This window comes from Streptomyces milbemycinicus (assembly GCF_002154605.1).
In the GTDB taxonomy this organism is placed as follows: Bacteria; Actinomycetota; Actinomycetes; order Streptomycetales; family Streptomycetaceae; genus Streptomyces; species Streptomyces milbemycinicus.
The window spans coordinates 19438-40831 of sequence record NZ_MUNE01000042.1 but is presented as its reverse complement, the minus strand read 5'-3'; the positions used below and the strand labels follow the sequence as shown (position 1 = coordinate 40831).

Below are 21394 nucleotides of genomic sequence, written 5' to 3'. Positions count from 1 at the left end.
CCCGCTCCTCAGCGCAGCTTCGGATCGAGCGCGTCGCGCACCGCGTCGCCGAGCATGATGAACGCCAGCACCGTGATGCTCAGCGCCCCGGCCGGCCACAGCAGCATGTGCGGGGCGTTGCGGATCTGGGTGGAGGCGGACGAGATGTCGATCCCCCAGGAGACGGTCGGCGGTTTGAGCCCCACGCCGAGGAAGGACAGCGTCGCCTCCAGCGCGATGTAGGTGCCCAGCGCGATGGTCGCGACGACGATCACGGGCGCCACGGCGTTGGGCGCGATATGCCGCAGCAGCGTCCGGGTGTCGCTCGCGCCCAGCGCCCGCGCCGCCTGCACGTAGTCGTGCCGTTTGGCGGTCAGCACGGCGCCGCGCGCGATACGGGAGATCTGTGGCCAGCCCAGCAGCACGATGAAGCCGACCACCGGCCACACCGACCCGCTGGTGACCACGGACAGGAAGACCAGCCCGCCCAGCAGGATCGGGATGCCGAAGAAGACATCGGCGATCCGCGACAGCAGCGCGTCCCACCAGCCGCCGTAGTACCCGGCCAGCCCGCCCAGCACGCTGCCGAGCAGGGCCGCGCCCGCGGTGGCGCAGATGCCGACGGCGATCGAGGCGCGGGCCCCGTAGACGGTGCGGGTGTAGACGTCGCGGCCCTGGAGGTCGTAGCCGAAGGGGTGGCCGGGCGCCGGGCCGTCCTGCGCCTTGGACAGATCGCCGCGGTACGGATTGCCGTCCGTGATCAGCTCCGGCCAGATCGCGATCAGTACGAGGAAGACGATGACCAGGGCGGAGACCAGGAAGACCGGATTGCGGCGCAGGTCCCGCCAGGCGTCCGACCACAGCCCGCGGGGTGCCGCGGCCCGCCCGGCGGGGCGGCCCGGGCCGCGTCTGCCCGCGGGTACCACGGGCGTGGGCGCGGGGGCGCCCCGCAGGGCCTGGGTGTCGGTCGCGGCCAGGGCCTGTGCGCCGCCGCCGGCCGGGGCGATGGCTTGGGGGGTGTCAAACGGCTCAGGCATACCGGATCCTCGGGTCGAGCACGGCGTAGAGGAGGTCGACAAGCAGGTTCGCCAGCAGGAAGACGATCACGAGGATGGTCACGAAGCCGACGACCGTCGGGGAGTTCTGGCGCAGGATGCCCTGGTAGAGCTGGTATCCCACGCCGTGGATGTTGAAGATCCGCTCGGTGACGATGGCGCCGCCCATGAGCGCGCCGATATCGGTGCCGAGGAAGGTCACCACGGGGATCAGGGAGTTCCGCAGCAGATGGCGGACGATCACCCGGCGGCGCGGCAGCCCCTTGGCGACGGCGGTGCGCACATAGTCGGCGCGGGCGTTCTCGACGATGGAGGTGCGGGTGAGCCGGGTGGTGTACGCGAGGGAGACCAGGCCCAGCACGACGCCCGGCAGCACCAGCTGGCCCAGCGGCGCGTCCGGCGCGACGGAGGGCGTGGTCCAGCCCCACTTCACCCCGATCACGTACTGCAGCACCGAGCCGCTCACGAAGGTCGGGACGGAGACCACGACCAGGGTCAGCAGCAGCACCGAGGTGTCCAGGCCACGCCCGCGCCGCAGCCCGGTCGCGACGCCGAGGGTGAGCCCGAGGGCCACCTCGAAGAGCACGGCGACAAGGGTGAGCCGGAGGGTGACGGGGAAGGCGTCCGCCATCAGGTCGGTGACGGGCCGGCCGTCGAAGGCGGTGCCGAAGTGGCCGCTGAAGACCTGCCCCATATAGTGCGCGTACTGCCGCCACAGCGGCTCGTCGAGGTAGAGGTCCTTGCGGATGCGGGCGGCGGTGGCCGGGTCGGGGGCCCGGTCGCCGAAGAGCGCGGCCACGGGGTCGCCCAGCGCGTACACCATGAAGAAGATCAGGAAGGTGGTGCCCAGGAACACGGGGATCATCTGGAGCAGCCGCCGGAGCGCATGACGGCCCATGGCTCAGCCGACCTTGATCCGGTCGTAGACCGGAACGCTGAACTGGTTGAGGGCCACACCGGCGAGCCGCGACGAGTAGCCCGCGCTGCCGTTCTGGTACCACAGCGGGATGGCGGGCATCTGCGTGGCGAGGATCTTCTCGGCGTCCTGGAAGGCGGCGATGGCCGCTCCGTCGCCGGACTCGCCGTTGGCCCGGTCGACGAGCCGGTCGAAGGCGGTGTCGCTCCAGTGGCCGTCGTTGGAGGAGGCGTCGGTGTAGTACAGCGGCTGCAGGAAGTTCTGGATCAGCGGATAGTCCATCTGCCAGCCGGCCCGGAACGGCCCGGCCATCCGCTTGTCGGTCATTTTGTTGCGGTAGTCGGCGAAGGTGCCCACCGGTCTGCCGACGCAGGCCCGGTCGCTGCGCAGCACGTTGTTGACGCTGTTGCAGACCGCGTCGACCCAGTCCTTGTGGGAGCCGGTGTCGGCGTTGTACGTGATGGTCATCCGGCCGCCGGGCAGCCCGCCGCCCGCCTTGATCAGCGCCCTGGCCCGTACCGGGTCGAAGGAGCAGGCGTCACCGCACAGGCCCGGCCGGTAGCCGCCCTGGTGGCGCAGCACCGGGGAGGTCCAGTCGGTGGCCGGGGTCCGGGTGCCGTGGAAGATCCGGTCGGTGATCTGCGGGCGGTTGATCGCCATGGAGATGCCGCGCCGCAGCTTGGCCGAGCCGGGCCCGCGCCAGCGGCGGTCGTACATCGGGAAGGTGAGGGTCTGGATGATGCCCGCGGGCTGGTTGATGTACCGGTTCCCGAGGTCGGAGCGGACGAACTTCAGCTGGGCGGCCGGCACATCGTCCACCAGGTCGAGGTTGCCCGCCTGCAGATCGGTGTAGGCGGTGTTGCTGTCGGTGTAGACGCGCAGCTCGACGCCCTTGTTGCGGGGCTTGTCAGGGCCCGGGTAACCATCGCGGGCCCGTAGCTTCATGACCGAGCCCTTGGCGTACGAGACCACCTCGTACGGGCCGTTGCCGACGGGTTTGCGCAGCCAGGCGGCGTGGTCGTCGAAGAAGGCGCGGGGCAGCGGCGCGTAGGCGTTGTAGCCGAGCGTCTTGGGCCAGCTGGAGAATTTCTGCGTGAGCTTGACCGTGAAGGTCCGCTCGTCCTTGACCCGCAGTCCGGACAGCGTCTTCGCGGTGGGGCGGCCGGTGGCCGGGTGAACCTTGTCGTAGCCCTGGATGTACTCGAAGAAGTAGGCGTTGCGCTGCTTGTTGTCGAGCAGCGCCCCGTAGTTCCAGGCATCCACGAAGGACTTGGCGGTGACCTTCTCGCCGTTGCCGAACCGCCAGCCGTCCTTGATGGTGACGGTGAAGGTCCGCTGGTCGGCCGACTGGATCCGGTCGGCGAGGGCGTTCCTGGCCTCGCCGGTCGCGGGGTCGTACCGCTTGAGCCCCCGGAAGATCATGTCCAGGACCTTGCCGCCCTGGACGTCATTGATATTGGCCGGCTCCAGCGGGTTCGGCGGATCGCCCCAGGAGGACCGTACGACGCCCTTGGGTGCGTCACCGCCGCCGCAGCCGGTCGCGGCCAGGGCGAGCACCAGCAGGCCGAGAACCGGCAGGGCGGGGCCCACCGGCACGCAGACGGCCCGCGATCCACGCCGAAGGCACCGAGCGCGCGCGGCGATGCGCATGGGTGCCTCCCGAGGGCCAGCGGGTCCGAGTTCCGGCTTAGGCCCATATGACATCCCATGAGATGACGTTCCGCATCCGCACGACAGCCATCCGTGTGCGAGCCGCAGTTCACCTCAGTTGTCCTTCTAGGCCAGGATCTGACCTAGAAGCCATCTAGCGTCGGGAGGAGCACCAGGAACTCAGGAGGAAAGCACATGACCGTAAAGCCGATCCCGGACGGCTACCGCACCGTCACGCCGTGGATCATCTCGCGCGACACGGCCGGGCTCATCGGCTACCTGAAAGCGGCGTTCGATGCCGAGGAGATCGCCCGGGTCGTCGGTGAGGACGGGCGGATCGGACACGCGGAGGTACGGATCGGCGACTCGATCGTCATGCCGTTCGACGCGCCGCCCGGCTGGCCGCCGACGCCCGCCTTCCTGCGCCTCTACGTCGAGGACGCCGACGCCACGCACCGCAGGGCCGTCGCGGCCGGCGGCACGTCCGTGACCGAGGTGGCCCACCTCTTCTTCGGCGACCGGGTCGGGCGCGTACGCGACCCCCTGGGCAATCTGTGGTGGCTGCAGACGCGGGTGGAGGACGTCACCCCGCAGGAGATGGAACGCCGCCTCGGCGACCCGAAGTGGACCGAGGCGATGGCGTATGTCCAAGGCGCCGACTTCTTCCCCGCAACCTCTGCCCTCGAAGGGTGACTCGCCTCCGTCCGCCGGGCTCAGTCGTGGCTGATGACGACCTTCCCGAAGCCGCCGCCCGGCTGGACGTACCGGAAGGCATCCGGCACCTCGTCGAACGGGAACACCCGGTCGATCACCGGACGCACCCGATGCGCCGCGACCGCCCGGTTCAGCTCGGTGAAATGGGCCCGGCTCCCCGTGGCGACCCGCCGCAGCACCGCGCCCGCGCCGAACAGGACCGCGGGGTCGAGGGGCATGGCCCCCTCGGCCCCGGACAGCCATCGGCCGACGAGCGCCACCTCGCCGCTGACCGCGACGGACTTCAGCGACTGCTCCAGTGGGCCCGACGGATCGACGACCCGCTCGGCGCCGAGGTCATCGGTCAGAGCGCGTACGTCCTGCCACCACTGCGGGCTCTCCCGGTAGTTGATCACCTCATCGGCCCCGAGCGCCCTCAGCCGCTCGGCCTTGGCAGCGCTGGACGTGGTCACGATCACCCGGGCTCCGGCCAGCTTCGCAAACCGCAAGGTGAACAGCGAGACGGCTCCCGAGCCGAGGGTCAGCACGGTCGAGCCGGGGCGCGGCGCGCCGCCGGCGGTCAGGGCGTTCCAGGCGGTCACCGCCGCCAGCGGCAGCGTCGCGGCCTCCTCGTACGACAGATGTTCCGGGATGTGCACGACGCCGTCCTCGCTCAGCACCGCGTACTCGGTCAGCACACCGTCGATCATGGTGCCGAGCTGTGCGGCGTTGTCGCGCCGGAACGGGCCGTCGTGCCAGCGGGGAAAGACGGCGGCGGCCACCCGGTCGCCCGCCTTCACCCGCCCCACGTCCTGCCCAATGGCCACGACCTCGCCGACCCCCTCGCAGCCGGGCACCACGCCGGGCGTGATCGGCAGCGGATAGTTGTCGGCCAGCACCATCAGATCGCGGAAGCCGATCGAGTTCGCGCGCATCCTGACCACGACCTGTCCACGCCCCGGCTCGGGCTCGTCCCGGTCCTGGACGGTCAGCCCGGCGAGGCCATGGCCCGGAACAAGGCGGTAGCTCTTCATCAAACGGCCCTTCGCAGTCGCTCAGTGGTTGTGCCGAGCGATCCTGCGAGGCAGCCCGCGATGCGGCAATTCCCTGGAGGGAATCGCGGCCTGCCGCGGCCTCCGGATACAACTACGAGGGTGAACAGCACCGTCGAGCAATCGGGCGTCGGCGCCGACCTGAGACGCTGGCGCCGGGCGCGCCGGCTCAGCCAGCTCGAACTGGCCGCGCTGGCCGACACCACCCAACGCCACCTGAGCTTCATCGAAAGCGGCCGCTCCCAGCCGGGCCGCGCGATCCTCATCCGGCTCGCCGAATCGCTCCGCCTGTCCCTACGGGAGCGCAACGACCTGCTCGGCAAGGCCGGTTACGCTCCCGTGTTCGCCGAGTCGGGCCTGGACGAGTCGGCGCTACGGCCGGTCCGTACGGCCCTCGAGCAGATCCTGCACGGCCATCTGCCCTACCCGGCGCTCGTCATCGCGCCGTACGGGCGCGTGGTGGCGGCCAACGACGCCGTCGAGGTCTTCACGGAGGGGGCGGACCCCGAACTCCTCGCGCCCCCGGTCAATATGCTCCGGCTCATGCTCCACCCGGACGGGATGGCCCGCCGCGTCCGCAACCTCCCCGAGTGGGGCCGCCACGTCATCGAAAACCTCCGCGCCCGGGCCCGGCGCAGCCCCGATCCCCGCCTCGACGCGTTCACCGAGGAACTGGCCGGCTACGTCCCCCAGACCCCCGTCGGCCCCGACCACCTCGGCTTCTCCGTCCCCATGCGGCTGGCGTCGGCGGACGGCGAGCTACGCCTCATCACCACGCTGACCTCCTTCGCCACCGCGACGGACATCACCCTCGCCGAACTCCACCTGGAGGCGTTTCTGCCCGCCGACCAGGCCACGGCGGAACTGCTGCGGATGCGGGCCGAGCGGCGCCGAATCGGTGCGGCGACGAGCACGGTTGGTACGCCGCCCGCCGATGTATGACGCGGGGCGCCTCCGCGGGGCGCCTCCGCGGGGCCCATACGCCGCTGGACGGCATTCGGCTCGGGCGGCCGCGGGTTTCGTCTCGCGCCTTTGGCGCAGAGAAGGCGGGCTACGGGAAGCGCGGGGAGAGGCCGGGGCATCGTCGCCGTCCGGCGGGCCGGTGCCCTGATCTCGCCCGCCGGGGCCGATGAAGCGCCGCGTGAGCGCATCCGGTGCCGCGCCGCCTCGTGGATGCCCTGCTCCACCCCATGAGTTCCAACCTCCCGAGGCGCCTCCCCCACCCCCTCTAAAAAAACTGCTTGCTCCGTTACTTGCTCTGCATCAAACGGTTTTTTGCAAGGGGGTAGGGGAGACCCCGGACCGGAACGCCATCCCCCGCTGCTGGCCATTCACGCGCCGCCCCGTCGGCTGACGCCACACTCCCACCGGCCCGCCGGACGGCGACGTGCCCCGGCCCCTCCCCCCGCTTCCCGTAGCCCGCCTTCATTGCGCCGAAGGCGCGAGACGAAAGCGGCACCCGACCACGCCGAATGCCGCTCAGCCGCGCGCGTGATCGACGTGCGTCCTTGCCGAGAGCGAGCGAAGAATTGAAATAAAGGCAGTTCAGAGTCGATCTGAGAAGGTGACAGTGATGCGGAACTCGATCGTACGCACCTTGGCCACCGGTGCTGCGGCGGCCCTGCTGGCCAGTGGAGTGGCAGTGACCTCCACGAGCACCGCTTCCGCGACCCCATCGCCCACGCCTTCGCCCAACATGACGGGCAAACACTGTAAGGAGATGAAGGCCAAGACCAAGACGATCACCCACAACGGCAAGACCTACAAGGTCTGGATTGAGGGCCACAAGGTCTGCGTCGTGAAGTGACCGTCTTCGGGCACTAGATCATCCGGTCGAACTCCCCAGCCTTCGCCGCCCGCAGGAACGAGCGGAGCGCGGCCGGGGTCGCGGCTATGACGACCTCCGGGTCGTCGCTCTCACGGAGGTGGGGGGTTCCCGTGGGGTCTGCGGCGAGTTCCACGCAATTGGGGCCGTCCCCGGAGCTGAAGCTGGACTTGCGCCACTGAAGCGTGGACATGCGGACGTCTCCTAGAGCAGGGGATACAGGATGTGCTGGATGAGCCCGAGGGAGTCCTTCACCGTACGGCCCTCGGGCGCGGCCTCGGCATCGACAGGCGGCAGGACCCCGCGCCGTGGGGGTCGTCCGGACCACCATCCGCTGTGTCCTCAAAGGGGCCCGCCTCGACTGCATCGTCGACAGCGCAGAACTCCTCGCATCCGAGCTGGTGACCAACGCGTACCGCAACACCACCACCGACGCGTACGTCAGCATGGACTGGGAACCCGCGCCGCCCGACTTCCGGGTCACCGTGTGGGACTCCGGCGACAGCCTGCCGCAGCCGGTGGGGCGCCCGGTGCGACGACGAGAACGGCCGGGGACTCGCTCTGGTCGAGCACTGCTCGGACGCGTGGGGCGTGCACGACTACACCGACAAGGACGCGGGCGTCACCGGCAAAGCCGTATGGTTCACGCTCAACCCGCCGCCGCGGGCGATCGGGCAAAATGGATGAACATTGGCCTGCAGCGATCACCCCACGTGGACGGCCTACGGCACACCGGAGGAGACAGCGCCGTGAGCACTCATCCCATAGAGGACTCCGACCGCGACGAGCCGCTGTTCCCCATGCCGCCGCTGACCGAACAGGCGCTGCGCGTCGCCGTGCGCTCCCTGGACCTCAGCGCGGCTGTGCGGTTCGAGGAGGAATTCCACCGCGCCTGGCAGGAGGCGGTGCAGACCGACAGCACCGTCCCCATGCACACCTTCCTGCACCGCTGGGGGGTATTCGTGGCGCTGCGGCGCTACCCGGAACGGGCTCGGCGGCTCCACGAATTGGAGGCGGCCGTAGCCGAGGCGCCCAGCATCGAGGATGCCCGGCGTGCCTCGGCCGAGATCGGAAAGCTATTGGACGCCGCGCGCCGCGAGGTCGCCGCGTGAGCGATTGGACCTGGGAGTACCTGCCCGACGCGGAAAACGTGGTCGGCGGACTCGACCCCCAGATCAAGCACGATGTGGAGCGGCTTGCTCAGCGGCTGGCCGACGCCGCTCCGTCAAGTACCTCGGTGACCCACCGGTCCATGAATCCGGGGCGTCGGGATTACTCGACCACGCGGAGGGCCGACTGATCGTCTGGTACCAGGAGCACCGTCGCTTCACCACCGTCTTCATCATCCGGGTGCAGCATTGGCCCGAATCGGGCGGGTCCTGAACAACCACGAGGGCCGCCGGGACCGTCGGTGCGGTCCGGGCGGCCCTCGTCATGGCCGAAGCGAAGAACGCTACGCGTGGACCACGTCCTTCTCCTCCGCGAAGTGGCACGCCGACTCGTGCGCCGCGGGCGAGTCCGAGCCCGCGAAGCGCTCGGGGATGGCGAGGAGCGGGACCTCCTTGGCGCACTTGTCCTCGGCCTTCCAGCAGCGGGTCCGGAAGCGGCAGCCGCTGGGCGGGTTGGCCGGGGAGGGGACGTCGCCGGCGAGGATGATGCGCTCGCGGCCCTCGCGGGACTCCGGGTCGGGGACCGGGACCGCGGAGAGCAGGGCCTGGGTGTACGGGTGGGTGGGGTGGTCGTAGATCTCGGTGTCGGTTCCGATCTCGGCCATCTTGCCCAGGTACATCACGCCGACGCGGTCGGAAATGTGGCGCACGATGGACAGGTCGTGGGCGATGAAGAGGTAGGAGAGGTTGAACTCGTCCTGCAGCTTCTCCATCAGGTTGATGACCTGTGCCTGGACGGACACATCCAGCGCGGAGACCGGCTCGTCGCAGATGATGATCTCCGGGTTGAGGGCCAGGCCGCGCGCGATGCCGATGCGCTGGCGCTGACCGCCGGAGAACTGGTGCGGATAGCGGTTGATGTACTCGGGGTTGAGGCCGACGACGTCCAGGAGGTCTTGGACCTTGCGGCGGCGGTCGCCCTTGGGGGCCACCTCGGGGTGGATCTCGAAGGGCTCACCGATGATGTCGCCCACCGTCATACGGGGGTTCAGCGAGGTGTACGGGTCCTGGAACACCATCTGGATGTTGCGCCGGACGGCCTTGAGGGCACGGCCGGACAGCCTGGTGATGTCCTGGCCCTTGTAGAAGACCTCGCCCGCGGTCGCGGTCTCCAGGGTCATCAGCAGCTTGGCGACGGTCGACTTGCCGCAGCCGGACTCGCCGACGATGCCGAGGGTTTCGCCCTGGTAGAGGTCGAAGGAGACGCCGTCGACGGCCTTGACCGCGCCGATCTGGCGCTTGAAGAGGATGCCCTGGGTCAGCGGGAAGTGCTTGACCAGGTTCCGCACCTGGAGGATGGGCTCGCCGCGCTCGACGGGGGCGTCGATGGCGGCGACGGCCGCTTCCTCGGTGGCGGCCTTGACGACCTCGACCTCGGTGACGTTGGGGGTGGCGTCCACGGCCTCGGGGGTCTTCTCGGTGTCAGCCATGGATCGTCTCCTTCCAGAAGTGGCACGCGCTGCCGCGGCCCGGCAGCGGGCTGCCGTCCTGCTCGGTGACCGGCTCCAGCACAGGGACGTCGGTGCGGCAGATGTCCTGCGCCTTGGGGCAGCGCGGGTTGAAGGCGCAGCCGGTCGGGATCTTGAGCAGGTTGGGCGGCAGGCCCTTGATCGCGTAGAGCTCCTGGCCCTTGCGGTCCAGACGCGGGATGGAGTCCAGCAGACCCCGGGTGTACGGGTGGGCCGGGCGCTTGTAGAGCTCGTGGACGGGGGCGGTCTCGACGATCCGGCCCGCGTACATCACCGCGATCTTGTCGGCGACGTCGGCGACGACGCCGAGGTCGTGGGTGATCAGGATCAGACCCATGTGGTACTCGCGCTGAAGCTCCGCGAGCAGCTCCATGACCTGGGCCTGGACGGTCACGTCCAGGGCGGTGGTGGGCTCGTCGGCGATGATCAGATCGGGTTCCAGGGCGAGCGCCATCGCGATCATGATGCGCTGGCGCATACCGCCGGAGAACTGATGCGGATAGTCGCTGACGCGCTCCTTCGCCGCCGGAATGCGCACCCGGTCCATCAGCTCGACGGCCTTGGCCTTGGCCGCCTTCTTGGACAGGCCCTGGTGGACCCGGAACATCTCGCCGAGCTGGTAGCCGACGGAGAGCACCGGGTTCAGGGAGGACAGCGCGTCCTGGAAGATCATCGCGATCTTGTTGCCGCGGATCTTCCGGCGCTCCTCGGCGGACATCTTCAGCATGTCCTGGCCGCGGAAGAGGATCTCGCCCTGCGGGATCTTGCCGGGGGGCATATCGAGGATGCCCATGATCGCCTGCGCGGTCACGGACTTTCCGGAGCCGGACTCACCGAGCACGGCGAGGGTTTCGCCCGCGTCCACGCTGTAGTTGACTCCGTTGACGGCCTTGGCGATGCCGTCGCGGGTGTGGAACTCGACGTGCAGATCACGCACGTCGAGCAGCTTGCCACCGCTGTCCTCGCCCGAGCGGGGGGCGGGGACATCCGCAGTTATGTCGGTGATGGTCACGTACGCCTCCCTCAGCGCAGCTTCGGGTCGAGGGCTTCGCGCACGGCGTCACCCATCATGATGAACGCCAGCACGGTGATGCTCAGGGCGCCGGCCGGGAAGAGCAGTACGTGCGGGAAGTTACGGATGAACTGGGTGCCGTCCGAGATGTCACTGCCCCAGGAGATGGAGTCGTCACTGAGCCCGAGGCCCAGATAGGACAGCGTCGACTCGGCGACGATGTACGTGCCGAGCGAGATGGTCGCGACGACGATCACCGGTGCGATCGCGTTCGGCAGGATGTGCCGGAACAGGATCCGCCTGGTGCCGGCGCCCAGGGCCCTGGCCGCCACGACGTAGTCCGCGTGCTTGGTCGTGATGACCGCGCCTCGCATGACACGGGTGATCTGCGTCCAGCCCAGGAAGGCCAGCGCGCCCATGACCACCCAGACGGTGCGGTGGGTGAACGCGTTGAGCACGACCATCGAGCCGAGCAGGAACGGGATGCCGAAGAACACGTCGGTCAGACGCGAGATGAGGCTGTCCCAGAACCCGCCGAAGTAGCCGGCGAGCATGCCCATCAGACCGCCGAAGATGGTGACGAGGATCGTCACGCCCAGGCCGACGATGATCGAGTTGCGAGCGCCGTAGAGCACCCGCGCGTACAGGCTGCGGCCCGTGCCGTCGTAGCCGAACCAGTCCTCCTGGAAGACATGGCCGAGGTTCGGCTTGCCCAGGAAGTGCTTGGCCGGGTCGCCGATGGTCGGGCTGGCGCTGGTGAACAGACCGGGGAACGCGGCGACGAACAGGATCAGCAGGACCAGCAGCCCTGAGATCACGAACAGCGGGTTGCGGCGCAGGCCCCGCCAGGCGTCGGCGCCGAGGCTGCGCGGCTTCTCGGGCACCGGACCGGCATCCGTGATGACGGGCGTGGACCCGGCGACCGCGGCGGCTTCCTCGCTCGCGGACGAGGTCTTGGTGAGGTCAGGCATAACGAATCCTCGGGTCCAGGACCGCGTAGAGCAGGTCGACGAGCAGGCTGGCGAGGAGATAGACGAGCACCAAGACGGTGACGATGCCGACGATGACCGCACCCTCGCGGCGTGCCAGCGCCTCGAAGAGCAGGTTGCCGACGCCGGTCACGTTGAAGATGCCCTCCGTCACGACGGCGCCGGCCATGAGGCTGCCGATGTCGGTGCCGAGATAGGTGACCACGGGGATCAGCGAGTTGCGCAGCAGGTGCACCGTGATGATCCGCCTGCGCGGCAGACCCTTGGCGGTGGCCGTGCGGATGTAGTCGGCGGACCGGTTTTCCGCGATCGAGGTGCGGGTCAGCCGGGCCACGTACGCGAGTCCGACCATGCCGAGCACCAGGGCCGGGACCATCAGCTGACTGAAGTTGGTGGAGTCCTGGACGGTCGGTGTGATCCACCCGAGGTTGTTTCCGAAGTACAGCTGGCAAGCCAGACCGATGACGAAGATCGGGACGGAGATGACCACCAGGGTGAACAGCGTGACAGCCGTGTCGACGACCTTGCCGAGCCGGATGCCGGCGATGACGCCCAGAGTGATACCGACGACGAGCTCGAAGGTCCAGGCCATGGCGGCGAGCCGCATCGACACCGGGAACGCCCGCGTGATCTCGTCGAGGACCGGCCGGTTACCGGCGATGGTCCTGCCGAAGTCCCCCTGGAGCAGACCCCACATGTAGTGCAGATACTGCTGCCACAGCGGAAGGTCCAGCCCTCTGTCGTGCCGGATCTGCGCGACCTGTACAGGGTCCGGCGGCTTGTCCCCCCACAGCGCCCGTACAGGGTCGCCAGGTAGCACGTTGACCATGAGGAAGATCAACAGCGTTGTCCCGATGAACACCGGGATCATCTGGAGCAGTCGCCTCGCGACGTAGCGCCCCATAGGTGCCTCCGTCCATTCCGGAGCCGCCCGCAGCGGCGCCCGGCATCGCCGGGCGCCGCTGCGGGACGTGAAGCTCCGTAGCGACTTACTTCTTGAAGACCTCGACGTTCCACAGGATGGGGTCGCCGGCCTGGTCGAACTCGATCTTCTTCACGTTGTTCGAGTAGGCCGAGTTGACCTTGTTGTAGAACGTGGGGATGCCGGGCATCGTGTTCTGCAGTTCCTTCTCGGCGTCCTGGTACAGCTTCGCCGACTCGTCGACCGTCTTGGCCTGGTCGGCCTTCTTCACCAGCCCGTCGAACTTCGGGTCGGAGAAGTCGCCCTTGTTGCCGTCCACGCCCGTGCCGTACAGGTCGGCGAGGAAGTTGCCGTTGAACGGGTAGTCGAGCACCCAGCCGGAACGGTAGATCGACTTGACCTTCTTCTGGTCACGGATCTCGGTGTCGGCCTGGAAGTCGGTGGTCGGGTCGCCCACGCACTTCACGCCGGTCACCTTGGTGATGCTGTTGCAGACCGCGGTGACCCAGCCCTTGTGCGGCTGGTCGGCGTTGTACTGGATCGAGATCTTGTTACCCGGGACGCCGCCGCCTTCCTTGATGAGCTGCTTCGCCTTGTCCGGGTTGAACTTGCAGTACTCACCGCACGCGTCGGCCTGGTAGCCCTTCACGCCCTTGGCGACCCAGCCGGTGGCGGGCTCACGGTTGCCGAAGAAGGTGGTCTTGGCGATGGTGGGGCGGTCGATCGCCATCGACAGGCCCTGGATGACCTTGACGTCGATGTTCTTCCACTGCTTCGTGTAGAAGGCAGGGTTGATCGTGTTGAGCGCGGAGAAGTCGGTGTTGATCGCGCGGTCGCCGAAGTCCTGCTTGTAGTTCGCGAGCTCGGCGTCCGGCACCAGCGGCATGCTGTCGACGTTGTCCGAGCGCAGGTCGTTGTACGCGGCCTGCGGCGACGTGTACGCCTTGAAGTTGATGCCGCCGTTCTTCGGCTTACTGTCGCCCTTGTAGCCGTCCCAGGCGGTGACCTGGATCGACTTCTTGTGCTCCCAGCTCTTGAACTTGTACGGACCGTTGCCGACCGGGCTCTCGCCGAACCCCTTCGGGTCCTTCAGCGCGCCCGAGGGCAGCGGGTAGAAGGAGGAGTAGGCGAGCTTGTACGCGAAGTACGGGATCGGGTTCGACAGCTTGATGGTGAAGGTGTTGTCGTCGACGACCTTCAGGCCGGACATGGTCTTGGCCTTGGCCTTGCCCTTTTCCGGGTGGACCTTGTCGTAACCCTCGATGTCGCGGTACCAGGCACTGTTCTGCATGCCATTGGCCGGGTTGGCGTCCCAGTTCCATGTGTCCACGTAGGACTTGGCGGTGACCTTCTCGCCGTTGTGGAACGTCCACCCCGGCTTCAGCTTGACGGTCCACACGCTGTTGTCGCCGTTCGGCGTGACCGACTCGGCGTTCTCGTACGTGATGTTGCCGGACTTGTCGTAGCCGACAAGGCCCGTGAAGAGGGAGTCGATGACGACGCTGCCGTACGCCTCCATGGTGTTGGCCGGCATCAGCGAGTTCTGCGGCTCACCGTTGGCGTAGCTGACGATCCCCTTGGGATCGATCTTCTTGTTGGCATTGTCGCTGCCCTTGTCGCCGCCACCACCGCACGCGGTGGCAGCGAGAGAGACGACGCCGGCTATGGCAACCCACTTGGCGCTCTTGGCACCACGCATGGGGCTCCTCCTCATGAGTCCACTGTCACTACAGAAAGGGGCAACCGGAGACACGCTGACACCCCTGACAGCGAACGGGACCGGAACCCCCCGTGTGCTCGTAGGGCGGCGCTCCCCACAGCGCGTGACCCATCGACCCGAGCCCAACGGACCCAATAATTGAGCACGACAGTCCCGTAAACCACACTTAAAGGGTCTCGCTTTGGTCACGAGATCTACGCGCGGAGCTTCGAAATCCGGACAAATCTGCCGCAGACAGACACACGCGAAACGGACTGTTAACACATCATGCGGAGTGCAGTCACCGATAATCGGACGATGATCGCCGGATAAGAGCTTGACTGACACCTTGCTGACATGACAAAGGCCCGGATCCCACCCTTCATGGGCAGGAATTCCGGGCTGTTGGCATATGCAGGACGCCATACCGGCCGATTACTCCAGGTAATCGGCCGGTATTACTTTTACTGGTCCTTTTGCGTTACCGCTTCGCGCGGGCCGCCGACCGGGCGCGCTCCTTCTGGTCCAGCGCCACCTTGCGGATACGGACCGTCTCCGGGGTCACCTCGACGCACTCGTCGTCGCGGCAGAACTCCAGGCACTGCTCAAGCGACAGCAGCCGCGGCGGGACCAGGGACTCGGTCACATCCGCCGTCGAGGACCGCATATTGGTGAGCTTCTTCTCCTTGGTGATGTTCACGTCCATGTCGTCGGCGCGGGAGTTCTCGCCGACGATCATGCCCTCGTACACCTCGGTGCCCGGGGAGACGAACAGCGTGCCGCGCTCCTGGAGATTGGTCATCGCGAAGGCGGTCACCGCGCCCGACCGGTCGGCCACCAGCGAGCCGCTGTTACGGGTGCGCAGCTCGCCGAACCACGGCTCGTGGCCCTCGAAGATGGAGTGCGCGATACCGGTGCCGCGGGTGTCGGTCAGGAACTCCGTACGGAAGCCGATCAGACCGCGGGAGGGGACGACGAACTCCATCCGGACCCATCCGGAGCCGTGGTTGGTCATCGTCTCCATACGGCCCTTGCGCGACGCCATCAGCTGAGTAATGGCGCCCAGGTGCTCCTCCGGGCTGTCGATGGTCATCCGCTCGACCGGCTCGTGGACCTTGCCGTCGATCTCCTTGGTGACCACCTGCGGCTTGCCGACAGTCAGCTCGTAACCCTCGCGGCGCATGGTCTCCACCAGGATCGCCAGCGCCAGCTCGCCACGGCCCTGGACCTCCCAGGCGTCCGGGCGCTCGGTCGGCAGTACGCGCAGCGAGACGTTGCCGACCAGTTCCTTGTCGAGCCGGTCCTTGACCATCCGGGCGGTGACCTTGTGGCCCTTGCCGCCCTTGCCGACCAGCGGCGAGGTGTTGGTCCCGATGGTCATCGAGATGGCCGGCTCGTCGACCGTGATCAGCGGGAGGGCGATCGGGTTCTCGGGGTCGGCCAGGGTCTCGCCGATCATGATCTCCGGGATGCCCGCGACCGCGCAGATGTCGCCGGGCCCGGCGACCTCGGCGGGCTTACGGGTCAGCGCCTCGGTCATCAGCAGCTCGGTGATCCGGACGTTGGAGATCGAGCCGTCGCGCTTGATCCAGGCGACGGTCTGCCCCTTCTTCAGCTCGCCCTGCTCGACGCGGAGCAGTGCGATACGGCCGAGGAAGTTGTCCGCGTCCAGGTTGGTGACATGGGCCTGGAGGGGCGCGCTCGCGTCGTACTCAGGGGCCGGGATGGTCCCCAGGAGGGTGGAGAAGAACGGCTGGAGACTGTCGCTGTCGGCCGGGACGGTGCCGTCCTCCGGCTTGTTCAGCGAGGCCACGCCGTCGCGGGCGCAGGCGTAGACGATCGGGAACTCGATCTGCTCCTCGGTCGCGTCCAGGTCCAGGAAGAGGTCGTACGTCTCGTTGACGACCTCGTCGATCCGGGAGTCCGGGCGGTCCGTCTTGTTGATGCACAGAATGACCGGCAGCTTGGCCTGCAGCGCCTTGCGCAGCACGAAGCGGGTCTGCGGCAGCGGGCCCTCGGAGGCGTCCACCAGCAGCACCACCGCGTCGACCATGGACAGACCGCGCTCGACCTCGCCGCCGAAGTCGGCGTGGCCGGGGGTGTCGATGATGTTGATGGTGACGGGGTCCCCGCCGTCCGCCGGGTGGTACTTGACGGCGGTGTTCTTGGCGAGAATGGTGATGCCCTTCTCGCGCTCCAGGTCGTTGGAGTCCATGACCCGGTCGTCCACGTGCTGGTGGGCGGCGAAGGCGCCGGCCTGCTTGAGCATGGCATCGACGAGGGTCGTCTTGCCGTGGTCGACGTGGGCGACGATGGCAACGTTACGGATGTCGTGGCGCGTGGGCACTGCGGCGCTTCTCCCGGAATCGTGGATGGCGGCGCGCCGGGTCCGGCACGCCCGCCTGCCGGGCAGATCACGCCACGGCCTCACCCCATGGTACGTGGACGGGGCGGTAACGCCCGCCCCGCCCGTACCGGGCCGAGGGACCGGACTCAGGCGCGCGCGGGGTCGCCCTCGCGGCAGCCCAGCCTGGCGGCCTCGCGCTCGCCCTCGCTCGCCTCCTTGTCCGGCTTCTCGCCACAGGCGACGGCGATCACCTCATAGCTGTCGGTCCAGGTCACCACGTGGCCCGAGGAGACCGTCCCGCCCTTGCAGGCGTAGCGGTAATCGCCCTCGACCAGGTCGACCGCGCGACCCGTGACATAGCGACCGGACGCCTCGGCGGTCTGCTCTCCGTACGCTCCCCTGTCGTACTTGGTCGTCCGCCCGCTGTCGTCGGCCCTCGTGACCCCGTCGCCGGCGAGCCCCAGCTTCAGGTGCCGGCCGAGATCGCGGATCAGCCGCTTCTCGGGCAGTTCCGTGCCCCTGGTGCGGACGGACACGGTGTAGCGGGCGATCTCCTTGACGTCCCGGGTGCTCACCTTGTCGCCCTTGTCATAGTGGGTGCCCGGCGTCATGTCGGTCAGCGCCGAGCGCCGGGAGACGTTCAGCCAGGTGTACGTGGCGTCGGCGCACGCCTTGGCGGCCGTGAGCTGCTGGGTGCCGCCGCGGGCGGCCCCATAGGAGCCGCCAGACGTACAGCCCGCGGCCCCCGCCATGATCGCTACGGCCGCGACCGCAGTGGTCAATCCGCGCCTCATACCGTCCTCCCCCGTGTGTCCGGTGTCGTGATCACACGCCATGCTTCATGTCGATCGGCTTGCTGGACAAGGGAGTTGAGGCAGTCCTGAGGGTTACTTGCGGAAGCCGATGTCCTGGTAGCGCGGGGTGGCGAAGCCGAAGGCGCCCGCGTTGACCACCGTCTTCCTGGCCGCGACCAGCTGGGGGCGCTGGTAGAGCGGGATGGACCCGGCCGCCGCCCAGATCCGCGCGTCCGCGCGGCTGACCAGGGTCCGGGAGGAGCCGGAGTCCAGTTCAGCGACGGCCTCGTCGAAGAGCTGGTCGATCTGGTCCGTGCCCACCCGGGTGTAGTTCTGCTCGACGACCAGCGAGCCGTCGGCGGCGGGCTGCGGCTTCGCGTAGATCGGGCGGGCGTCGGTGGCGGGGTAGGCGCTGGCGGGCCAGGAGTAGAGGGCGAGGTCGTAGTTGCCGGAGGCGATGTGGTCCTTGAAGTAGCCACTGCCCGAAACCTTGGTGATCTTGGTGCGGACGCCGATCGCCTCCAGCATCCGCGCGATGCGCGCGCTGACCTTGCCGAGCGGGGCGGTGCCGGCGCCGGTCGGCACCACGAAGCGCAGCTCAAGCGGCTGGCCGTGCTTGCGCACCACGGCCGCTGGGGCGCGACCGGAGCGGCCCGCGTCGCCCGCGTCGGGGCCCGCGCCCCGGCCGCCGTCGCGCTTCCCGCCGTCGCGCCCGCTGTCGCGGCCCTGGTCGTCCGTCTTGGCGCCGAGCGCCTTCTGCCTGGCCGAGGCCGGGGCGGCGCGCCAGCCCGCGTCGGCGAGCAGGGCCTGCGCGGCGTGGGTGTCCTTGCCGCCGAGGGCGCCGCTGTGGTCCTTGTAGCCCTGCTGGCCGGCCATCAGCAGATGGTTGCCCAGCGGCTTGGCGGGCAGCCCCAGGGGCCCCAGCACCAGCTTCGCGAGGTCCTTGCGGTCGATCGCGCGGGCCACGGCGCGGCGCACCCGCTCGTCGGCGAGGGGGCCCTTGGTGCCGTTGAGGGCGAGCTGGGTGTACGCGGGCTCCAGGGCCCTGCGCACGACAAGCCTGCGCAGGGCCGCCTTCTCGGCCCGCGCCTCCTTGGAGGAGTTCTCCTCCGCCCAGGCGCGCATCGCGTCGGCCGCGTTCCGGCCGCCCGCCGCCAGGTCCGTCCCGGCCTCGGCCCCGTGCTGGGCCGACGGTTCGGCCGCGGCCTGTTTGTCCGTCCCCCGCTTCCCGTTCTCCGCCTTCTGTGCCTTCCCCTCCGCCTTGCCCTTCTTCTTGGGCACCTCGGCCGCGTCCTGGATCCGCTCGGCCATGGCCCGGTCGACCTCGGCCAGATCGAGCTTCCCGGCCAGCAGCGCGGCGGGCCTGTCCTTGACCGGTACGGCCTTGAATACCAGCTTGTCGAGCCGGGCCCGGTCGCCCCACCAGCGGGGGTTGCGCACCAGCGTGACGCTCTTCGTACCGCCCGTGATGCTGCGCATCATGAACGGTCCCGCGCTGACCGCGAGCCCCCGGCGCCGTCCGTCGTTGAAGGCCGTCGGGCCGCTCATCACGCTCTTCGGGTAGAGCGGGGTGAACAGCGAGCGCCAGTCCGCGTACGGCTTGGCGAAGGTGACCTCGACCTCGTGCTCCCCGTCGCCGGGCTCGACCTTGGCGATGCGGTCGTACCCGGCGTTGCGGGCCGTCCAGTACGCGCCGTCCGCACCGCGCAGCGCCTTCCACTGGGCGGTGAAGTCCTCGGCGCCGAGCGGGCGCCCGTCGGTCCACACCGCCTTCGGGTTGAGCTTGTAGCGCACGACCTGCTTGGGCTCGCGGTCCACCACGTCGGCGGCCTGGAGATAGTCGGGGTTGCGCTGTGGGCGGCCTTGGCCGTCCAGGGTGAACAGGGACGGCAGGACGGCGCCGGCGATCCGCTGGGTGCCGCTGTCGGCGTTGGTCTGGAAGGCGTTGAACGTTCCGGGCGCCGCGTCCAGGGCCCAGCGCAGCGTCCCCGTATCGGCCACCCGGTCGCGGGCGGCCGTGGCCACGTCCCGTCGGGCGGCGGCGGGCGAGCTGTCGTCACCGCCGGAGCTGCATCCGCTCGCCCAGGGCAGCGGCAACAGCACTCCCGCGGCGAGCAGCACGACACGGCGGCGCTTGGCGATGGACATGGCGCGGTACCTCCGGGGTGGGCCTGCTCGGCCGGACGGGCCGGGTGAGCCGGAATTGTGCATATTTGGCATATTGTGACGCTCATCGCATATACTCCTCACTCAAAGCGACACTTCAGGAAACAGCACGCCGAGACGGCCATGGAGGGGAAAGGATCACCCGAGCGGGTCAATCCGGTGGGCGCGTACCCCCGCGCGCGAAGGTGCCTTCGCTTCGGTGGCCGCGCCAATCCCGGCAGATCCCTTCCCAACCGCGACCATGACGCGTAACACTCGCTGTCGCATGAGCGTCGCCAACCGCAACCGCGGAAGTGAGGGCAAGTCATGTCCTTGAACGACGACTTGACGGCCGTCCAGCGCTGTCTCGACGATCTGGTCCGCTCCGTCCACCGGCTGGAACAGTCGGTCGGCCCCGGAGGCCTGGAGATACGTCGCGTCCGTACCGACGCGGACCATCTCCGCGAAAGCCTGGCCCTGCTGCGCGCGACCGCCCCCGGCGAGCGGTCGAGCCCGGAGATGGTGCTGGTCCCCGACGCGCCGTACAACAGCGCGCTCTGGCTGGACGTCGACGACGAGGGGCTCGGCGCGCGCGACCGCCACGCGCCCTGAGGCGCGCACGCGGCGTGACCGGCACCCGCCCATACGAGGCGACCCGCCCCACGAGGCGGCCCGGCACCAGGCGCCCCGCCCCATGAGGCGACGCGCCACGAGGCGACCCGGCAGCTGACGCATACGGGCGCCTACCCGAGGTGTCCCGCCCCTCACGCCGCGTGAGTGCCGCCCCATCACCCACCCGCACACTCCACCACGGAGTCCCTTTTGGCCACAGGCACCGACCCCCAGGCCCGTACGACCTCCGGAAAAGACCCCACCGCCCACGGCGTACACGCGCCCTCGCGCGCCGCCGTCCCGGCCCGCCATCTGCGCACCGACCGCTGGTGGCTCTCGCCCGCGGCGACCGCCGCCGGTCTTTTCGCCTTCGTCGTCTACTCGACCTGGCGGGCCTTCTCCGGAGACGACTACTACGCCGAACCGTATGTCTCGCCGTTCTACTCGCCCTGCGTCGCGCAGAACTGCGTGCCCATGAAGGGCGGCGCGAACTGGGAGATCTTCGGCGCGTGGTGGGGCCTGTCCCCCGCCCTGCTGATCCTGATCTTCCCGCTGGGCTTCCGGCTGACCTGCTACTACTACCGCAAGGCGTATTACCGGGGCTTCTGGGCCTCGCCCCCGGCCTGCGCGGTCCCCGAGCCACGCGCCAAATACTCCGGCGAGACCCGCTTCCCGCTGATCCTGCAGAACATCCACCGCTACTTCTTCTACTTCGCGGTGATCGTCGCCGGGATCCTCAGCTACGACACGGTGCTCGGCTTCCGCGACGAGCACGGCCGGTGGGGCCATATGGGCCTCGGCACCCTGGTGCTGCTCGTCAACATCGCGCTGATCTGGGCGTACACCCTCTCCTGCCACTCCTGCCGGCATATCGTCGGCGGCCGGCTCAGGCACTTCTCCCGGCATCCGGTGCGCTACCGCCTATGGGGCTGGGTCAGCAAGCTCAACGCCCGCCATATGCAGCTGGCCTGGGCGTCGCTGGTGAGCGTCGCCGTGGCCGACTTCTACGTCTATCTGGTGGCCAGCGGCGCCTTCGACGACCCGCGCTTTTTCTAGGAGAGGTGCC

20 protein-coding genes are annotated in these 21394 nt (G+C 68.9%); 7 read left to right on the top strand and 13 right to left on the bottom strand.

From position 1 onward, the window contains the following. Positions 1–8 precede the first annotated feature (8 nt). The 3 genes from CCN51_RS03575 to CCN51_RS03565 are packed head-to-tail and all read right to left on the bottom strand — an operon-like array spanning position 9 to position 3600. The gene (locus CCN51_RS03575; protein ID WP_014176710.1) at positions 9–1016 is read right to left on the bottom strand and encodes an ABC transporter permease; all 1008 of its coding nucleotides are present in this window, start codon (positions 1014–1016) and stop codon (positions 9–11) included. Beyond that, positions 1009–1932 (bottom strand): ABC transporter permease, encoded by a 924-nt coding sequence (locus tag CCN51_RS03570; RefSeq protein ID WP_014176711.1) that lies wholly within the window; start codon positions 1930–1932, stop codon positions 1009–1011. Before CCN51_RS03570 ends, CCN51_RS03575 begins: the two co-directional genes overlap by 8 nt. A gap of 3 nt (positions 1933–1935) precedes the next feature. Continuing rightward, complete coding sequence (locus CCN51_RS03565) at positions 1936–3600, bottom strand: peptide ABC transporter substrate-binding protein (protein ID WP_055413939.1); 1665 nt, start codon at positions 3598–3600, stop codon at positions 1936–1938. Positions 3601–3795: 195 nt separating this feature from the next. Here CCN51_RS03565 and CCN51_RS03560 point away from each other — a divergent pair, with 195 nt between their 5' ends. Next, a complete protein-coding gene (locus CCN51_RS03560; protein ID WP_014176713.1) occupies positions 3796–4293 on the top strand; it encodes a VOC family protein in 498 nt (165 codons plus the stop codon). Between the two features lie 20 nt (positions 4294–4313). Here CCN51_RS03560 and CCN51_RS03555 read toward each other — a convergent pair whose 3' ends face one another. Further along, positions 4314–5327, bottom strand: coding sequence for a zinc-dependent alcohol dehydrogenase family protein (locus CCN51_RS03555; RefSeq protein WP_014176714.1), 1014 nt, complete (start codon positions 5325–5327; stop codon positions 4314–4316). Between the two features lie 120 nt (positions 5328–5447). Here CCN51_RS03555 and CCN51_RS03550 point away from each other — a divergent pair, with 120 nt between their 5' ends. After that, positions 5448–6287 (top strand): MmyB family transcriptional regulator, encoded by an 840-nt coding sequence (locus tag CCN51_RS03550; RefSeq protein WP_014176715.1) that lies wholly within the window; start codon positions 5448–5450, stop codon positions 6285–6287. A 631-nt stretch (positions 6288–6918) separates the two neighbouring features. Next, positions 6919–7152, top strand: coding sequence for a hypothetical protein (locus CCN51_RS03545; RefSeq protein ID WP_014176716.1), 234 nt, complete (start codon positions 6919–6921; stop codon positions 7150–7152). A 13-nt stretch (positions 7153–7165) separates the two neighbouring features. On the opposite strand, the gene CCN51_RS03540 is transcribed toward CCN51_RS03545, so the two are convergent. Further along, positions 7166–7363: a DUF397 domain-containing protein gene (locus tag CCN51_RS03540; protein WP_014176717.1), complete on the bottom strand. Its 198-nt coding sequence runs from the start codon at positions 7361–7363 to the stop codon at positions 7166–7168. Positions 7364–7919: 556 nt separating this feature from the next. Between CCN51_RS03540 and CCN51_RS03530 the strand changes: the two genes are divergently transcribed. After that, positions 7920–8282, top strand: coding sequence for a hypothetical protein (locus CCN51_RS03530; RefSeq protein WP_014176719.1), 363 nt, complete (start codon positions 7920–7922; stop codon positions 8280–8282). Further along, the gene (locus CCN51_RS03525; protein WP_014176720.1) at positions 8279–8470 is read left to right on the top strand and encodes a hypothetical protein; all 192 of its coding nucleotides are present in this window, start codon (positions 8279–8281) and stop codon (positions 8468–8470) included. Before CCN51_RS03530 ends, CCN51_RS03525 begins: the two co-directional genes overlap by 4 nt. 153 nt (positions 8471–8623) lie before the next feature. Here the strand turns inward: CCN51_RS03525 and CCN51_RS03520 are convergent, their stop codons facing one another. From CCN51_RS03520 to CCN51_RS03485, 8 genes are all read right to left on the bottom strand, one after another. After that, positions 8624–9769 (bottom strand): ABC transporter ATP-binding protein, encoded by a 1146-nt coding sequence (locus CCN51_RS03520; protein ID WP_086859244.1) that lies wholly within the window; start codon positions 9767–9769, stop codon positions 8624–8626. After that, positions 9762–10820, bottom strand: coding sequence for an ABC transporter ATP-binding protein (locus tag CCN51_RS03515; protein ID WP_014176722.1), 1059 nt, complete (start codon positions 10818–10820; stop codon positions 9762–9764). The genes CCN51_RS03520 and CCN51_RS03515 overlap by 8 nt, the downstream gene beginning before the upstream one ends. A gap of 11 nt (positions 10821–10831) precedes the next feature. Then, the gene (locus tag CCN51_RS03510; protein WP_014176723.1) at positions 10832–11791 is read right to left on the bottom strand and encodes an ABC transporter permease; all 960 of its coding nucleotides are present in this window, start codon (positions 11789–11791) and stop codon (positions 10832–10834) included. Continuing rightward, positions 11784–12713, bottom strand: a complete 930-nt coding sequence (locus CCN51_RS03505; protein ID WP_014176724.1) for an ABC transporter permease — start codon at positions 12711–12713, stop codon at positions 11784–11786. The genes CCN51_RS03510 and CCN51_RS03505 overlap by 8 nt, the downstream gene beginning before the upstream one ends. An 85-nt stretch (positions 12714–12798) precedes the next feature. Continuing rightward, positions 12799–14430: a peptide ABC transporter substrate-binding protein gene (locus tag CCN51_RS03500; protein WP_014176725.1), complete on the bottom strand. Its 1632-nt coding sequence runs from the start codon at positions 14428–14430 to the stop codon at positions 12799–12801. Between the two features lie 481 nt (positions 14431–14911). Further along, positions 14912–16777 carry a translational GTPase TypA gene (gene typA / locus CCN51_RS03495; RefSeq protein ID WP_014176726.1) on the bottom strand — a complete coding sequence of 622 codons (1866 nt, stop codon included), beginning with the start codon at positions 16775–16777 and terminating at the stop codon, positions 14912–14914. A gap of 146 nt (positions 16778–16923) precedes the next feature. Next, the gene (locus CCN51_RS03490) at positions 16924–17571 is read right to left on the bottom strand and encodes a hypothetical protein (protein WP_143675717.1); all 648 of its coding nucleotides are present in this window, start codon (positions 17569–17571) and stop codon (positions 16924–16926) included. A 93-nt stretch (positions 17572–17664) separates the two neighbouring features. Beyond that, a complete protein-coding gene (locus CCN51_RS03485; RefSeq protein WP_014176728.1) occupies positions 17665–19719 on the bottom strand; it encodes an ABC transporter family substrate-binding protein in 2055 nt (684 codons plus the stop codon). Between the two features lie 324 nt (positions 19720–20043). Here CCN51_RS03485 and CCN51_RS03480 point away from each other — a divergent pair, with 324 nt between their 5' ends. Further along, complete coding sequence (locus tag CCN51_RS03480; protein WP_014176729.1) at positions 20044–20328, top strand: hypothetical protein; 285 nt, start codon at positions 20044–20046, stop codon at positions 20326–20328. Between the two features lie 210 nt (positions 20329–20538). Beyond that, a complete protein-coding gene (locus CCN51_RS03475) occupies positions 20539–21384 on the top strand; it encodes a hypothetical protein (RefSeq protein ID WP_014176730.1) in 846 nt (281 codons plus the stop codon). The last annotated feature ends 10 nt before the right edge of the window (positions 21385–21394 follow it).

Coding starts and splice junctions, on each gene's coding strand:
- CCN51_RS03485 (WP_014176728.1), bottom strand. CDS start 19,719: ATGTCCATCGCCAAGCGCCGCCGTGTCGTGCTGCTCGCCGCGGGAGTG.
- CCN51_RS03480 (WP_014176729.1), top strand. CDS start 20,044: ATGTCCTTGAACGACGACTTGACGGCCGTCCAGCGCTGTCTCGACGAT.
- CCN51_RS03555 (WP_014176714.1), bottom strand. CDS start 5,327: ATGAAGAGCTACCGCCTTGTTCCGGGCCATGGCCTCGCCGGGCTGACC.
- CCN51_RS03505 (WP_014176724.1), bottom strand. CDS start 12,713: ATGGGGCGCTACGTCGCGAGGCGACTGCTCCAGATGATCCCGGTGTTC.
- CCN51_RS03540 (WP_014176717.1), bottom strand. CDS start 7,363: ATGTCCACGCTTCAGTGGCGCAAGTCCAGCTTCAGCTCCGGGGACGGC.
- CCN51_RS03490 (WP_143675717.1), bottom strand. CDS start 17,571: ATGAGGCGCGGATTGACCACTGCGGTCGCGGCCGTAGCGATCATGGCG.
- CCN51_RS03565 (WP_055413939.1), bottom strand. CDS start 3,600: ATGCGCATCGCCGCGCGCGCTCGGTGCCTTCGGCGTGGATCGCGGGCC.
- CCN51_RS03560 (WP_014176713.1), top strand. CDS start 3,796: ATGACCGTAAAGCCGATCCCGGACGGCTACCGCACCGTCACGCCGTGG.
- CCN51_RS03520 (WP_086859244.1), bottom strand. CDS start 9,769: ATGGCTGACACCGAGAAGACCCCCGAGGCCGTGGACGCCACCCCCAAC.
- CCN51_RS03545 (WP_014176716.1), top strand. CDS start 6,919: ATGCGGAACTCGATCGTACGCACCTTGGCCACCGGTGCTGCGGCGGCC.
- CCN51_RS03570 (WP_014176711.1), bottom strand. CDS start 1,932: ATGGGCCGTCATGCGCTCCGGCGGCTGCTCCAGATGATCCCCGTGTTC.
- CCN51_RS03510 (WP_014176723.1), bottom strand. CDS start 11,791: ATGCCTGACCTCACCAAGACCTCGTCCGCGAGCGAGGAAGCCGCCGCG.
- CCN51_RS03575 (WP_014176710.1), bottom strand. CDS start 1,016: ATGCCTGAGCCGTTTGACACCCCCCAAGCCATCGCCCCGGCCGGCGGC.
- CCN51_RS03500 (WP_014176725.1), bottom strand. CDS start 14,430: ATGCGTGGTGCCAAGAGCGCCAAGTGGGTTGCCATAGCCGGCGTCGTC.